The sequence below is a fragment of the Streptomyces flavotricini genome, assembly GCF_020639365.1.
GTDB lineage: Bacteria > Actinomycetota > Actinomycetes > Streptomycetales > Streptomycetaceae > Streptomyces > Streptomyces flavotricini.
The window spans coordinates 2,301,665-2,316,908 of sequence record NZ_JAINUL010000001.1 but is presented as its reverse complement, the minus strand read 5'-3'; the positions used below and the strand labels follow the sequence as shown (position 1 = coordinate 2,316,908).

Annotated in this window: 11 protein-coding genes; 8 read left to right on the top strand and 3 right to left on the bottom strand. The window is 71.0% G+C overall.

The genetic code is table 11. The annotated features are described in order from the left end of the window. Nucleotides 1–43: 43 nt before the first annotated feature. From K7B10_RS10525 to K7B10_RS10505, 5 genes are all read left to right on the top strand, one after another. Nucleotides 44–2,917 (top strand): helix-turn-helix transcriptional regulator, encoded by a 2,874-nt coding sequence (locus tag K7B10_RS10525; protein ID WP_229335850.1) that lies wholly within the window; start codon nucleotides 44–46, stop codon nucleotides 2,915–2,917. A gap of 136 nt (nucleotides 2,918–3,053) precedes the next feature. Beyond that, nucleotides 3,054–4,301 carry a PucR family transcriptional regulator gene (locus K7B10_RS10520; RefSeq protein WP_229335849.1) on the top strand — a complete coding sequence of 416 codons (1,248 nt, stop codon included), beginning with the start codon at nucleotides 3,054–3,056 and terminating at the stop codon, nucleotides 4,299–4,301. A 138-nt stretch (nucleotides 4,302–4,439) separates the two neighbouring features. Continuing rightward, entirely contained in the window at nucleotides 4,440–5,291 is an 852-nt protein-coding gene (locus K7B10_RS10515; protein WP_229335848.1) for an alpha/beta fold hydrolase, read from the top strand. A 146-nt stretch (nucleotides 5,292–5,437) separates the two neighbouring features. Further along, nucleotides 5,438–6,238, top strand: coding sequence for a helix-turn-helix domain-containing protein (locus K7B10_RS10510; protein WP_229335847.1), 801 nt, complete (start codon nucleotides 5,438–5,440; stop codon nucleotides 6,236–6,238). Nucleotides 6,239–6,407: 169 nt separating this feature from the next. Beyond that, nucleotides 6,408–7,121 carry an alpha/beta fold hydrolase gene (locus tag K7B10_RS10505; RefSeq protein WP_229335846.1) on the top strand — a complete coding sequence of 238 codons (714 nt, stop codon included), beginning with the start codon at nucleotides 6,408–6,410 and terminating at the stop codon, nucleotides 7,119–7,121. A gap of 289 nt (nucleotides 7,122–7,410) precedes the next feature. On the opposite strand, the gene K7B10_RS10500 is transcribed toward K7B10_RS10505, so the two are convergent. Beyond that, a complete protein-coding gene (locus K7B10_RS10500; RefSeq protein WP_229335845.1) occupies nucleotides 7,411–8,583 on the bottom strand; it encodes a magnesium and cobalt transport protein CorA in 1,173 nt (390 codons plus the stop codon). Nucleotides 8,584–8,718: 135 nt separating this feature from the next. On the opposite strand from K7B10_RS10500, the gene K7B10_RS10495 reads away from it, so the two are divergent. Then, nucleotides 8,719–9,819 (top strand): winged helix DNA-binding domain-containing protein, encoded by a 1,101-nt coding sequence (locus K7B10_RS10495; RefSeq protein ID WP_229335844.1) that lies wholly within the window; start codon nucleotides 8,719–8,721, stop codon nucleotides 9,817–9,819. Nucleotides 9,820–9,864: 45 nt separating this feature from the next. After that, nucleotides 9,865–11,547, top strand: coding sequence for an AMP-binding protein (locus K7B10_RS10490; protein ID WP_229335843.1), 1,683 nt, complete (start codon nucleotides 9,865–9,867; stop codon nucleotides 11,545–11,547). A 114-nt stretch (nucleotides 11,548–11,661) separates the two neighbouring features. On the opposite strand, the gene K7B10_RS10485 is transcribed toward K7B10_RS10490, so the two are convergent. Beyond that, a complete protein-coding gene (locus K7B10_RS10485) occupies nucleotides 11,662–12,153 on the bottom strand; it encodes a glutathione peroxidase (protein WP_229335842.1) in 492 nt (163 codons plus the stop codon). Between the two features lie 116 nt (nucleotides 12,154–12,269). Beyond that, nucleotides 12,270–13,082: a hypothetical protein gene (locus tag K7B10_RS10480; protein ID WP_229335841.1), complete on the bottom strand. Its 813-nt coding sequence runs from the start codon at nucleotides 13,080–13,082 to the stop codon at nucleotides 12,270–12,272. 299 nt (nucleotides 13,083–13,381) lie between these two features. Between K7B10_RS10480 and gcl the strand changes: the two genes are divergently transcribed. Next, nucleotides 13,382–15,169 carry a glyoxylate carboligase gene (gene gcl, locus K7B10_RS10475; protein ID WP_229335840.1) on the top strand — a complete coding sequence of 596 codons (1,788 nt, stop codon included), beginning with the start codon at nucleotides 13,382–13,384 and terminating at the stop codon, nucleotides 15,167–15,169. Nucleotides 15,170–15,244 lie beyond the last annotated feature (75 nt).

Here is a 15,244-nt window from a genome sequence, read left to right as displayed (position 1 = left end):
GGCGACGGCGGGGTGGTTCATATGGTTCATACTGTTCCGCCGTATGAGCGTGAACCGAGCGACGACAAGGACCGTGCCCGAGGAACTCGAGGGTGTACGGACGCCGCTGCGCGGCAGGGACGCCGAACTGGCGTTCATCGAGGCGCGGCTCGACGCGCTCGACCGGGGCGAAGGCGGGATCATCCGCGTCGAAGGACCCGTCGGCATCGGCAGGTCCAGGATCCTCGCGGAGGCCGCGGCATCCGCGAGGCGGCGCGGGACGAGGGTGTTCGAGGGAGCGGCGGACCCCGACGAACAGTTCGTGCCGCTCGGCCCGCTCCTCGACGGTCTGCTCTCCGGCGAGGAACCGCTGTCGGGCGCCGTCCGCCTCAGGGACCTCGCCACGACACCCGGCCAGCGCTTCTGGCTGCTCCAGGAACTGGGGGACCGCCTGAGGGAGACGGCTCGAAACGGCCCCCTGCTCGTCGTCCTCGACGACCTCCAGTGGTGCGACGACCTGACCCTTCTCACCTTCAACACCCTCGCGGCCGGACTCTCGGCGCACGCCATCCTGTGGCTGGTCGCCGTGCGCGGCGGCAGCGTGCCGTCGGGAGTGCGCACGACCCTGGACCGGATCCGGCAGGCAGGCGCACACGAGCTGACGCTGGGAGCGCTGGACGACCAGGCGACCACACGGATCACCGAGGACGTCCTCGGCGCCGCTCCCGACCCGGACGTCCTCCGCGTCGCCCGCCGCGCGGAAGGTGTCCCGCAGCTGCTGGTCGAGCTGCTCGTCTCGCTGCGGGAGGCAGTGACGATCGAGAACGGTACGGCCAGGCTGTCGGCCGGACCCCCCGTCCCACGGGAACTCCCCTCTGTCGTGCACCGCCTCGACCAGCTGTCCGACGAGGCACGGCAGCTGGTGCAGACGGCGGCCGCCGTGGGCGGTCCGGTCACCGTCGCGCTGCTGGCCGAACTGCTCGGCAGGTCCTCGGCGGCGCTCATCACAGCGGTACGGGAATCCCTCGACGCCGATCTGCTCACCGAAAGCGGCGATCGCCTCGCCTTCCGCCATGGCCTGATCCGTGAGGCGGTGGAAGCAGGCCTCCCCCTGTCCCTGCGTCAGGCCCTGCGTGGTCAAGCCGCCGAACTGCCGCCGGGGGGCGCGGCCTCCCCCGTCGAGCGCCCCGGGCCGTCGGCCGGGAGAGCACCGGCAGATGCGGCGGAGGCCGGGAGAGCGGGGGCGGGAGACGTGGCGGAGGCCGCCCGGCTGCGTATCGCCGCGGCGGAACTCGCGGCCACCGCTCCCGGACCCGCCGCGGAACGCAGCCTCAAGGCTCTGGAACTCACGATGGTGGACGCTCCGGAGCGGCCGCGGGTCATCGCCGAGACGATCCCGCTGCTCTGGCAGACGGGCCGGGCCGCCCAGGCACGTGAGCTGGGTGTCTCCGCCCTGGCGACCGGCGGTCTCGGACCTGAGGACGAGGCGCGCATACGCCTTGCCCTGGCACGCCTCGCCGTACCGTTCGACTTCTCCGAGGCGGTCCGGCAGGCCCGCGCCGGGGCGGCACTGCCCGGGATCCCCGTGGACGTGAGGGGGCGACTGCTCGCCATGCTCGCGGTCGGCCTGTCGATGTCGGGCGAGCACTCGGCGGCCGAGCAGGTCGCCGCGGAGGCGTGGGAGGCCGCAGCGGCAGCGGGGGACCGCTCCGCCGAAGCCACGTTGACGACGGTCCGCTCGGCCGCGAGTTTCCACCGCATGGACTTGACCGAGGCGTTCCGGCAGGCCGAGCGGTCCGCCGCGCTGGCCGACGCCCTGGGCGTCAGCACCTCGCTGTGGGTTCCGGAGGCCTTGTGGCACGCTCTCCTGTCGAACACCACCGGACGCTCCGCGGAGGCGCTCGCCGCCGCGGAGGACGGCATCCGGATCACCAGGGAGCAGGGCCGGACGGCGGCCACCCGGATGTGGCTCATGACCCGCTCCCGCATCCTTCTGGAGGCCGGACGGCTGACGGACGCCCGGGCCGACGCCGAAGCCGCGTCCGCGACGACCGACGATCTCGGCCCGGGCAACCTCGCCGACGTCACGCTCCGGTACGTGATGATGCGCGTCGCCCTCCACACCAACGACCAGCAGACCGCACGAGGGTACGCGGCGGAGGCGAGGCGCATGCGGAGCGACGGCGCACCCGTCGTCCGGTACTTCGGCTCCTGGATGCTGGCACTGATGGCCGACTTCGAAGGCCGGCCCGACCGTGCCATGGCCGAACTCGACGAGGTGATGACGTCGCCCGCCGCGGACCGGCCGGCCTACGCCGGCTTGGTCGACCCCGCGGACGCCCCGTTCCTCGTCCGCCTGGCGCTGCGTGCCGGCGCGCACGAACGGGCCGCGCAGGCAGTGGCCCTGGCCGAGCGACTGGCCGTGCTCAACCCCGACCTCACGTTCCTCGCCGCCACCGCCGCGCACGCCCGGGGGATCCTCGACAACGACCTCGTCCCTCTCGTACGCGCCGTCCGGCTGTACGAGGACTGCCCTCGGCCGTTGGCCCGGGCGTCGGCACTGGAGGACGCCGGACGCAAGCTGGCGGCCACCCGCATGCCCGAAGCGGTGCCGTACTTCGACACGGCCCTCGCGCTCTACGCGCGAACGGGCGCCGAGCGGGACGTCGCACGCGTCCGCCGGCGCCTGCGGGCCGCTGGTGTCCGCCGCCGGCCCTCGACGGCCGGACTCTCCGGTGCATGGCCCGAGCTGACGGCCGCGGAGATACGGGTGGTACGGCTCGTGGCCCGTGGGCTGACCAACCAACAGGTGGCCGAGCACCTCTCCCTCTCGCCGCACACGGTGAGTTCGCACCTGCGCCGGGCCTTCACCAAGCTGGACCTCACCTCGCGCGTGGAGCTGACCCGGCTGGTGAAGCATCGCGACAGCGGAGAGTAGTCGCTTCGTATCCCCCGTGGGCGTCATGGCAATGGACGATTCGTGTGATGTGCCGACGTCGTCGCTTCCTCAGAATGATCAAGAGCCGCGGAATGGAAAAGTCCGCGGGAACCGTTGGTCGAGAGAGGAACAGCGCATGACCGTAAGGCTCCAGCGAGCCCGCCCCGGCAGCCCCGAGCTCCAGGCGCTTGTCGACGAGCTCGCGGAGCGGCTCGGCCGGTCCGTCGCCGTCGACGACCCGCTGGTCCGCATGGTCTGCACGAGCCGCCACTTCGGCGACGAGGACCCGGTGCGCATCGGCACCCTGTTGCAGGGCCGCGCCGACAACGCGGCCATCCGCTACGTCCTCGCCCAAGGCGTGACCCAGTGGTCCCGAGCCGGATTCATCGATGGCCGTGACGATCTCGGACTGCTGCCCCGTTACGTCGTGCCCCTGCGTGAGCGCGGGCACCTTTTCGGACTGCTCCTGGTGGTCGTGCCCGAGAAGACGCTCGCAGAGCACGAGACACGTGCCATCGCCCGGGCCGCGGACGCCATGGCCGCCCAGATGCACGGAGAGCACATCGCCACCGACACCCGGAAGGCCGACGAGCGGGACCTCGTCCTCGAACTCGTCGGCACCGACGTCGCCGCCCGTACCACCGCACGGCGGCGAGGCAAGGAACTCGGACTGCTCGGAGCAGCCGAGCACGTCCTGGTCACCGTCGTCCAGCTGAGCTGCGCGACGGAGCTCGTGCGGCAGTCCGAGGCGGCCCTGTGGGGAGCGCTGGAGGGGTTCCGGCAGACGCGTTCGGCCACGGGCCTCATCGCGATCGGCAAGGAGCGGGCGATACTGCTCCAGCTGCGCGACCGCCCACCCGGCCAGGACGAGGTCACCGCACAGTCCGCTCGCATCCTGGACGAACTCCGCACCTTTCTGGGCCCGTCGGCGAGCCCCGTGATCGGCGTCGGCGGCCGGCACCCCAGCCTGGGCGACGCATGGACGTCGTACGAGCAGGCGCTCGTGGCGGCACGCGCGGCACGCCGGCTGCCCACCCTGAAGAGCGCCGGTGACTGGGAGCTGCTCGGGGAGCTCGGGGTGCTGCTCCAGCTCCCCGAGCACGCCCTGAACGCGTCTTTGGTCCCGAAGCCGCTCCGTACCCTGAGCGACACTCATGGCGGCGACCGCCTGCGGGACACCCTGAGCTGCTTCCTCGAACACGCGGGATCGATTCCCCGGACCGCGGACACGCTGGGAATCCACCGCACCTCGCTCTACTACCGCCTGCGCCAGATTCAGGAGATCACCGGACTCGACCTCGACGACGGCGCCCACCGGCTCACTCTGCACCTCGGCCTCAGGATCGAGGAACTCCTCGCCCCGGGCGGTGACGGGGCCGTCTGACCACGGACTCGCTTCGACAAAGCGAGGAGGATCCACGGCCCGATTCCTACAGCTCGCGGTGGTGCGGGCGGCGGGCCCCATTCGATGATGTCCGGGACGGGCGGGAACGATGTACCGCCTCTGACCGGGGGAGAGGTCATGAAGGAACTGATCACGACGGACGGCGCACGGCTCGCGTACCAGGACACCGGCGGCGAGGGCGTCCCACTGGTGATGCTGCACGGCTGGGGGCAGACGCAGGCGATGTTCCGCCACCAGATCGAGGGGTTGGCCCCCGGCCGTCGCGTCGTCACCGTCGACCTCCGCGGCCATGGGAAGTCCGGCAAGCCGCGTCACGGCTACCGCATCGCCCGGCTCTCCCGCGATGTGCTCGAACTCGTCGACCGTCTCGGTCTCGACCGTTTCGACGCACTGGGCTGGTCCATGGGCGTCTCGGTGTGGTGGAGCTTCATCGACCAGTACGGGACCGGACGGATCCGGCGCTTCGTCGCCGTCGACCAGCCCGCGGCGGTCGCCGCCGTGCCCTGGATGACCGAGCGTGAGCAGCGGGACTCCGGTGCCATCTTCGATGTGTCGGGGTTGCTGTACCTGGGTGCGGCCCTCGCGGGGCCGGAGGGCGACGCGGTCCGCGCCGACTTCGTGCGCGGCATGTTCTCCGGCGAGCCCGACCCCGAGGTGCTGGCCTTCGTCGGGGAGGAGATCCGGTCGACGCCCGCCTACGCGGGCGTACCGCTGCTGTTCGACCACTGCGCGCAGGACTGGCGCGACGTGCTTCCCCGGATCGATGTGCCGACCCTGGTGGTCGGCTGTGAGGGAAGCCATGTGCACCCCGATTCGCAGCGCTTCGTCGCCGAGCGGATTCCCGGCGCACGCCTGCACGTCTTCGCCTCCGACGTGGCGAGCTCGCACTTCCCCTTCCTGGAGAACCCGTCGGCCTTCAATGCCGTGGTGGAAAAGTTCCTGGCCGAGGAGCCGGCGAACGGGGCGTGAATCCGCCCTCCGCCCGCCCGCACCCACGGCTAGGAATCCCCATGACCCTCACACTGTCACGTGCGCCCCAACGCGTGCCCCGGCAAGCGCCCGATCCGACCTCGCCCTCCTCCCGCTCGGGGTGGCTGGTCCAGATGCTTTCCGAAATGCCGGAGACGAACGACCGGACCCACCTCTACCTCGGCGTCCATGTCCGTGGGCCCGTCACCGTCGTCCACGAGCATGCCAAGACCCTGTTGGAGCCGAACGACCTGGTCTTCTGCGACCCGGCCCGACGGCATCTGCTGCGGTTCGGAGAAGACTGCCAGATGATCTTCTTCCGGGTGCCCCGGTGCTATCTGGGCGTCACGGAGTCGGAACTGAACCAGGTGCTCGGCGTACCCGTACGCGGCGGGGAGGGGATCGGGGCACTGGCGTCCGACTTCCTGACGGCGCTCGCCACCGAGGCGGAGTTCCGACGGTCCACGATCGGGGACCGGCGTGCCCGGACGGCCGTACACCTCCTCTCCGTCCTGGTCATGGAGCTCGTCGAAGCGGACACGACTGACGTGGCCGGCGACGCGTCCGGGGCCGCCAACGAGCTGCTGTCCCGTATCCACGGCTATATCGAAGAGCATCTGATGGACCCGGACCTCTCACCGGAGTCGATCGCACGCGCCCACCACATCTCCGTCCGGTACCTGCAGAAGCTCTTCCAGAACGACGGCAGCACGGTGAGCCAATGGGTGCGGCGTCGCAGGCTCGAGTTCTGCCGGCTCGAACTGGGCCGCTCCAACCGGAGGATCACCATGGCCGCGGTGGCACACCGCTGGGGCTTCAGCAGCCCCTCGCACTTCAGCCGCACGTTCCGCGGGGCCTACGGCATGAGCCCCAGCGAATGGCAGGCGCTGGCGACCTCGGCCTTCGCGACGACGACTGCCGGCGCCCAGGACGAGCGAAGGCGCTGAGTCGCGTGTGCGCTGTCATGACAGCGCGGATGCGCGCATGTACAAGAGGTGCCCCTTCCCCGGCTATACCGTGAGTAACAGTCGCACGGACCTCTTGCCGGGTTCCGGGCCGCCCCCAGACCGTCGTGACGACGCCCCCACGTGGCCCGACACCGAGAAGAGAACTCGCATGACCAACCCCACCGTCGTCCTCGTGCACGGCGCCTTCACCGACGCGACAGGCTGGATAGGCGTCATCTCAGAACTGCGGAGCAGGGGTATCCCGGTGATCGCTCCGTCGAACCCGCTGCGGGGGCTGACGTCGGACGCCGCCTACCTCACCTCCGTCCTCGCGCAGGTCGACGGCCCGGCCGTACTCGTCGGCCACGCCTACGGCGGTGCGCTGATCACCGTGGCCGGCACCGCGGAGAACGTCGTCGCGCTGGTCTACGTCGCCGCCTACGTGCCCCACGAGGGCGAGAGCCTCGGCCAACTCCAAGGGAGCTTCCCCGAGTCCCCGCTGACGGGCAGCCTGAAGGAGTGGACGTACCCGCTCCTCGACGGCGACTCCGGGGTCGAGGTCACCATCGAGGAGACGGCCTTTCCCTCCGTCTTCGCGGCGGACGTGCCCGAGGACGTCGCCGGCGTCCTGGCAGCGGCCCAACGCCCGCTCGCCACGGCCGCCTTCACCGAGACCGCGTCCGCGGCGGCGTGGCGGTCGAAACCGTCCTGGGCCCTGGTGGCCGGGGCGGACCGCACGATCAGCCCCGAGGTCCAGCGTTTCGGCGCCGCACGAGCCGGGGCCGTCGTCGTCGAACTTCCGGACGCCTCCCACGCCGTCGTCCTCTCCGAGCCCACACGGGTCGCCGACCTGATCAGGGACGCGGTACGGGCGGCGAGCTGACCGGCCGACCTCTGCGACGACAGGAGTGGGACCGGGCCAGTCGTCGACCGACCGGCGGGCGGGCTTGATGGCGCAGGCGTGAGGAGCGGTTGGCGACTCCGCTTCTCCCCAGAGGCTCCCCAGCGTCCCTGGAACCTCGAAAGCCCAGGCCAGGGGCTCCTTTGGGGCTAGGGCGAGGAGATCGCCCGCATCCATTTCCCCCCAGCGCCCCCCGAGCGCTGCTTCCGGGGCGATCTGTGAGTGATGCGAAAGCGAAGTGCGAAGGATGACTGAGCGTCGTGCGATGGGATTAGAGCCAGTCTCGTCGCTTGAAAATCACGTACAAACTGATGCAAACCATCCCCATGAGGCAGATCGCAAGGGGGTACCCGAAGCTCCAACCCAACTCCGGCATGTACTCGAAGTTCATGCCGTAGATCGTGCCGACCAGTGTGGGGGCGAAGAGGATGGCGGCCCACGAGGAGATCTTCTTGATCTCCTCGTTCTGTTCGAAGCCGGCTTCGGCCAGGGCTCGCATTTCGGCGTTCTGTTGTTGGGAGACCAGGGTGGCGTTGACCGTGAGGATTTCCGTCAGGGCCTGGCGGAAGCCGTCCACGCGTTCGCTGGTGTGGGTGACGTGGTCGGCCACGTCGCGCAGGTAGCGCTGGAGTTCCTCGTCCGTGCCGTACTTCGCGAAGCCCGCCATCAGGGCGTGGAGCATGCCGACCAGGGGGCGGGTGGCGCGTTGGAACTCGACCATCTCGCGGGAGAGTTCGTAGATGCGGCGGGAGACTTCCGGGTCGCCGCGGAAGACCTCCGTCTCGATCTCGTCCATGTCGTTCTGGACGCCCGCGACGACGGGGGCGTAGCCGTCGACCACCGCGTCGAGGATCGCGTACAGGGCCGCCTCGGGGCCGAGGGAGAGGAGCTCCGGGGTCTCCTCCATGCGGCGGCGGACCGCGGAGAGGTCCGGGGCCGCGCCGTGGCGGACCGTGATCAGGAAGTCCGGGCCGAGGAAGACGTGCAACTCGCCGAACTCGACCTCCTCCGACGCGTCGAGGTAGCGCGCCGCGCGCAGGACGACGAAGAGGGTGTCGCCGTAGCGCTCCAGCTTGGGGCGCTGGTGGGCCTCCAGGGCGTCTTCGACGGCGAGCTCGTGGAGGTTGAACTCGGCGGCCAGCGAGTGGAGTTCCGGCTCGGTGGGGCGGTGCAGGCCGATCCAGGCCATGCCGTCGGGCTGGTCGCGCAGCCGGCGGAAGGTTTCCGCGAGGGTCGCGGGGGAGGCGATGCGCCGGCCGTCGCGGTAGACGGCGGAGTCGATCACGCTGCGGTGGTCCGGGGGAGTGGCCGGCGCCGCCGCGGGCTCCGGACCGGCCGGCGGGGAGGCGGGAGGTGCGGTCGGCGGGGGCGTGAGGCGGCGCCAGCCGGTGCGCTTCCCGGGCGGTGCGGGGCGGCGGTGGCGGTGGTCCGGGCGCTCCGGCATCGCGGGTCAGCTCCCCAGTCGGCATCGTTCTTTCGGCGAGGGCAGGATATCGGAAGGGTATCGACGGTTCTGGGGCGCTCTGCCCTTTTCTCGTCGCGGACAGTAGCTGTCCGCAAGTGCGGGTAGCTTGCCGCCATGGGCTCCGTACTCGACACCCGTTCACTGAACCGTGCCACGCTCGCGCGCCAGCTGCTCCTGCGCCGCGCCGCGCTGTCCGCCGAGGACGCCGTCGCGCATCTGCTCGGACTCCAGGCGCAGAACGTGAAGCCGCCGTACTTCCAGCTGCACGCCCGGCTCGCCGGATTCCGGCCCGCCGCGCTCGCGGAGCTGATGGAATCCCGGAAGGTGGTCCGGATGGTCACCATGCGGTCCACCATCCACACCCACACCGCGCACGACGCGCTGACCCTGCGCCCTCTGGTCCAGGCCGCCCGCGACCGCGAGGTCAACGCATTCCGCAAGGGCCTCGTCGGCGTGGACCTCGAGCGGCTCGGCGAGCTCGCCCGGGCCTTCGTCGAGGCCGAGCCCCGCACGATGGGCGAGATCCGCGAGGAGCTGCTCGCGTACTGGCCGGACGCCGATCCGCAGTCCCTGTCCGTGGCCGCACGCTGCCGGCTGCCGCTCGTCCAGGTCACACCGCGCGGGGTCTGGGGGCAGAGCGGGCAGGTACGGCTCACCACCCTGCAGCAGTGGACCGGCCGGTCCCCGGCCGAGGAGCCTCCGGCGCACGCCGTCGACGATGTCGTACTGCGCTACCTCGGCGCCTTCGGGCCCGCCTCCGTCAAGGACATGCAGACCTGGGCCGGTCTGACCCGGCTGCGCGAAGCCTTCGAACGGCTGCGGCCCCGGCTGGCCGTCTTCCGCGACGAGAACGGCACCGAGCTGTTCGACCTGCCCGACGCGCCCCGGCCCGACGCCGACACCCCGGCGCCGCCCCGTTTCCTCCCGGAGTTCGACAACCTGCTGCTCTCCCACGCCGACCGCACCCGGGTGATCGCCCCCGAGGCCAGGGGGCGCACCTGGACGGGGAACCAGGCGCACCGCACCCTCCTCGTCGACGGCTTCGTCGCCGGGCTGTGGCGGTGGGAGGGCGAATCCCTCACCGTCGAACTCTTCGGGAAGACGCCGAAGGGGGAGCAGGAGCTCATCGTCGCCGAAGGGGAGCGGCTGGTCGCGGAGATGACCGAGACCGGCGGCGCCGCCGGTTCCGTACGCTTCGGGTCAATCCACGGCTGACGTCGCTCTGGTGGGGCGTACGGGCGGCACGGCACGATGCCTTCCATGACGCACAACACCGGCGCCACCGCCGAGTTCCTGGCCGCACGCGACTTCCTGCTCGAACGCCGCGGGGACTACGAAGCCGCCCACGCCGGATTCACCTGGCCCCGCCCCGAGCGCTTCAACTGGGCCCTGGACTGGTTCGACCACATCGCCGAGGGCAACGGCGCCGACGCCCTGCGCATCGTCGAGGAGGACGGCACCAGCCGGTGCGTCTCCTTCGGGGAGCTCTCCGTACGGTCGGCCTCCGCCGCCAACTGGCTGCGCGAGCAGGGCGTCGCGGCCGGCGACCGGCTCCTGGTCATGCTCGGCAACCAGCGCGAGCTGTGGGAGGTCATGCTCGGCGCGATGAAACTGCGGGCCGTCGTCATCCCCGCCACGCCCCTCCTCGGCGCGGCGGACCTGCGCGACCGCATCGAGCGCGGAGACGTACGCCACGTCATCGTGCGCGCCGAGGACACCGGCAAGTTCGACGAGGTCCCCGGCACCTACACCCGCATCGCCGCCGGAGCGGACGTCCCCACCGGATGGCGGCGGCTGGAGGACATGTACGGGGCGGACGCCCAGTTCAGCCCGGACGGCGAGACCCTGGCCACCGACCCGCTGATGCTGTACTTCACCTCCGGCACCACCGCCCGCCCCAAGCTCGTCGAGCACACGCACGCCTCGTACCCCATCGGGCACCTCTCCACCATGTACTGGCTCGGGCTGCGCCCCGGCGACGTGCACCTCAACATCGCCTCGCCGGGCTGGGCCAAGCACGCCTGGTCCAACCTCTTCGCCCCGTGGAACGCCGGGGCCACCGTCTTCGTCCACAACTACGCGCGCTTCGACGCGGAACGCCTGATGGCGGAGATGGACCGGCACGGCGTGACCACCTTCTGCGCCCCGCCCACCGTCTGGCGGATGCTGATCCAGTCCGACCTCACCCGGCTCCGCACGCCTCCGCGCGAGGCCGTGGCCGCGGGCGAGCCGCTCAACCCCGAGGTCATCGAGAAGGTCCGCGAGGCCTGGGGCCTCACCATCCGGGACGGGTTCGGGCAGACCGAGACCACCCTCCAGGTCGGCAACTTCCCCGGCGTCCCGGTCAAGCCCGGCTCGATGGGGCGCCCCGCGCCCGGATACGAGATCGTGCTGCTCGACCCCGTCACCGGCAAGGAGTCCCCCGACGAGGGCGAGCTCTGCGTGGACCTGCGCACCCGGCCCGCCGGGGTGATGACCGGCTACCGGGACGACCCCGAGCGCACCACCGAGGCCATGGCCGACGGGCTCTACCGCACCGGGGACATCGCCTCGCGCGACGAGGCGGGCCACCTCACCTACGTCGGGCGCTCGGACGACGTCTTCAAGGCCTCGGACTACAAGATCAGCCCGTTCGAGCTGGAGAGCGCACTGCTCGAACACGAGGCCGTCGCCGAGGCCGCCGTGGTCCCGGCCCCCGACCCGCTGCGCCTCGCCGTGCCGAAGGCGTACATCGCGCTCGCCGCCGGCTGGGAGCCCGGGCCGGAGACCGCCCGGGCGCTCTTCGCGCACTCCCGCGCCGTGCTCTCCCCGTACAAGCGGATCCGCCGCATCGAGTTCGCGGAGCTCCCGAAGACCGTGTCCGGCAAGATCCGCCGGGTGGAGCTGCGGGAGCTCACCGCGGCCGGCTCGGGGGCGGAGTACGACGAGGCCGAGCTCGGCTGAGCAGCCCGCACCCGCACCCCGTACGGAGTACCGGATACCTCGTAGCGACTACCGCGTACCGGTACGGCCCGGGGCGGGCCGACCGCACGGCCGGCCCGCCCCCCGCATGATCCGCTACGCCGGCAGCTGCGCCTCGATCGCCGCGACGACCTCGGGGGCCTCGGGCTCGACGCTCGGCCGGAAGCGCGCGACGACCTCGCCGGCGGGGGAGATCAGGAACTTCTCGAAGTTCCACTGGATGTCCTCGGCCGCCTCGCCGTCGGCGTACGCGGTCTTCACCAGCTCCGTGTACAGCGGGTGCCGGTTCTCGCCGTTGACCTCGGTCTTCTCCAGCATCGGGAAGGTCACGCCGAAGCCGGCCGCGCAGAAGGTCGCGATGTCGTCGGCGGTGCCGGGCTCCTGCCCGCCGAACTGGTTGCAGGGCACGCCGATGACGGTGAAGCCCTTCTCCTCGTACGCGAACTGCAGCCGGGCCAGTCCCGAGTACTGCGGGGTGAGACCGCACTGCGAGGCGGTGTTCACCAGCAGGATCGCCTTGCCCTTGTGGGCCGCCAGGCTGGTGGGCTCGTCGGACAGGGTGGTCAGCGGGATGTCGTACAGGCTCATCGGGCTCTCCTCGGCACAGATACGGATGCGTGTTCCGCCATGTGCTCCGAGCCTACGTCCTGCCCCGCGGGCCGACGGAGCCGGTCGGCCGGGCCCGCGCAGGCCCCGGAACCGCCCTACGCGCCCCTGCCCACCAGGGCGTCCGCCGGGTCGTTGACCGGCTGCGGCACGCCCGTGAGGTCCATGACGAACAGCGGTACACCCAGGTCGTCGGCGCGGGAGCGGGCGTCCTGCGTGTACCCGGCCAGGGAGAAGTAGACGCTGGTCGCGGAGGCCGTCAGCCCGTTCAGCCAGACGCACTCCACGGCCCGCAGCCCGGCCGGCGCGGTGGTCGGGTCCACCTGGGCCACCAGGCCGGGGGCCCGCAGGTCCACGGCCGCCGAGGGGATGGGCTGTCCGTCGGGCCGGCGGACGTCTCGGAAGCCGAGCCACCGCAGGTACAGCGCGGCCGTCGCCACCGCGTCCCGGGCGGTACGGATGGTCACCGGGCGGAACGCGGGCCGCGGCCCGGGGGCTGCCGAAGGCCGCCCGGGGGCGGATCCGCCGGCGTCGGCGGGGGCGGCCGGGCGCCCCTGCTCCCGTACGTCCTCCCGTACCTCTCCCCGTACGTCCGGACGCGGACGCAGCCCGTCCCGTACGCCGCCACCCCGGGCGGGCCCGGATTCCACCGGACGCACCGGAATCCGCACCACCGTCCCGCAGGAGGCGCACCCCACCTCCGGATGCGGCCACTCGCCCACCAGCCCGCAGGACGCGCAGCGCACCGCCACCCACGTGTCCGACCAGGTGCGGTGCGTCAGCGGCAGGGGCGCCGCGTCCGGATCCAGTGGCGGGACGACCGGACTTCCGCACGCGCACGGGAAGACCGGGGCGGCGTAGTCGTTCTCGCGCAGGCATGCCGGGCAGCGCACCGGTACCGCTTCCGCCATGAGTGCCGCCCTCCGTCGCCGTGCGTAGACCCATGCTCCACCACCGGCCACCGACGGGGCGGGTGTGCCCTCGATTTTCCGCTGATATTCGGCCGCGTCCCGGTCGTTCGTACAAGTCGCTCGTGCGACCCGCGGCTTTTGGTGTGTTCCGGGGTTCTGAAGCTGCTTGACGCGCCGTGACGCGCCGCTTAGCTTGTTCCGTATAGCAGAACAAAACTTCCGCATTACGGAAACGCCCCGGAATCCGGAAGCAGCTTGGCCGCCCGACCGCCTGACCGCCCGACCCGCAGGAGAACTCGATGCCTCGTATGACAGCCGCCGCCGCTGCAGTGGAGATCCTCAAGCTCGAGGGTGTCGAACAAGCGTTCGGTGTCCCTGGTGCTGCGATCAACCCGTTCTACCGCGAGCTCAAGAACGTGGGCGGCATCAGTCACACGCTGGCCCGACACGTCGAGGGCGCCTCGCACATGGCCGAGGGGTACACCCGTGCCAAGGCGGGCAACATCGGCGTCTGCATCGGCACCTCGGGTCCGGCCGGCACCGACATGATCACGGGTCTGTACTCGGCCATCGCGGACTCGATCCCGATCCTGTGCATCACCGGTCAGGCTCCGGTCTCGAAGCTCCACAAGGAGGACTTCCAGGCCGTCGACATCGCCTCGATCGCCAAGCCGGTCACCAAGGCCGCGACCACCGTCCTGGAGGCCGCGCAGGTCCCCGGCGTGTTCCAGCAGGCCTTCCACCTGATGCGCTCCGGCCGTCCGGGCCCGGTCCTCATCGATCTCCCGATCGACGTCCAGCTGACCGAGATCGAGTTCGACCCGGAGACCTACCAGCCCCTGCCGGTCTACAAGCCGCAGGCCTCGCGTGCCCAGGCCGTCAAGGCCCTTCAGTTCCTGCTGGAGTCCGAGCGTCCGCTGATCGTCGCCGGTGGCGGCATCATCAACGCCGACGCCACCGACCTGCTGGTCGAGTTCGCCGAGCTGACCGGCGTCCCCGTCATCTCCACCCTCATGGGCTGGGGCGCCATCCCGGACGACCACGAGCTGGCCGCCGGCATGGTCGGCGTCCAGACCGCGCACCGCTACGGCAACGCGACCTTCCTGGAGTCGGACTTCGTCTTCGGCATCGGCAACCGCTGGGCCAACCGTCACACCGGTTACAACCTGGACGCCTACACCAAGGGCCGCAAGTTCGTCCACGTCGACATCGAGCCGACCCAGCTCGGCAAGATCTTCGCCCCGGACTTCGGCATCGCCTCGGACGCCAAGGCCGCGCTGGAGCTCTTCATCGAGGTCGCCAAGGAGCTCAAGGCCGCGGGCAAGCTGCCGGACTTCTCCGCCTGGGCCGCCTCCGCCCAGGAGCGCAAGGCCACCCTGCAGCGCCGTACGCACTTCGACAACATCCCCCTGAAGCCGCAGCGCGTCTACGAGGAGATGAACAAGGCCTTCGGCCCGGAGACCCGCTACGTCACCACCATCGGCCTCTCCCAGATCGCGGCCGCGCAGTTCCTGCACGTCTACCGCCCGCGCCACTGGATCAACTGCGGCCAGGCCGGCCCCCTCGGCTGGACCATCCCGGCCGCGATCGGTGCCGCCACCGCCGACCCGCAGACCCCGATCGTCGCGCTCTCGGGCGACTACGACTTCCAGTTCATGATCGAGGAGCTGGCGGTCGCCGCCCAGCACAAGGTCCCCTACGTCCACGTCCTCGTGAACAACGCCTACCTGGGCCTGATCCGCCAGGCGCAGGGCGGCCTCGGCATCAACTTCGAGGTCAACCTCGAGTTCGAGAACATCAACACCCCTGAGCTGGGCGTCTACGGCGTCGACCACGTCAAGGTGGCCGAGGGCCTGGGCGTCAAGGCCATCCGCGTCACCGACCCGGACAAGCTGGGCGAGGCCTTCGAGGAGGCCAAGAAGCTGGCCCAGGAGTTCCAGGTCCCGGTCGTCGTCGAGGCCATCCTGGAGCGCGTCACCAACATCGCGATGAGCAAGACGGTCGACATGAGCGACGTCACCGAGTTCGAGGAGCTCGCGACCGAGCCGGGCCACGCCCCGACCGCGATCCGCCCGCTGTCCGTCTGACGGCAGTTCGCAATTCGTAGTTCGTAGTTCGTAGTTCGTAGTTCGTAGTTCGTACGAGCGGCCCCCGTCCCTCCG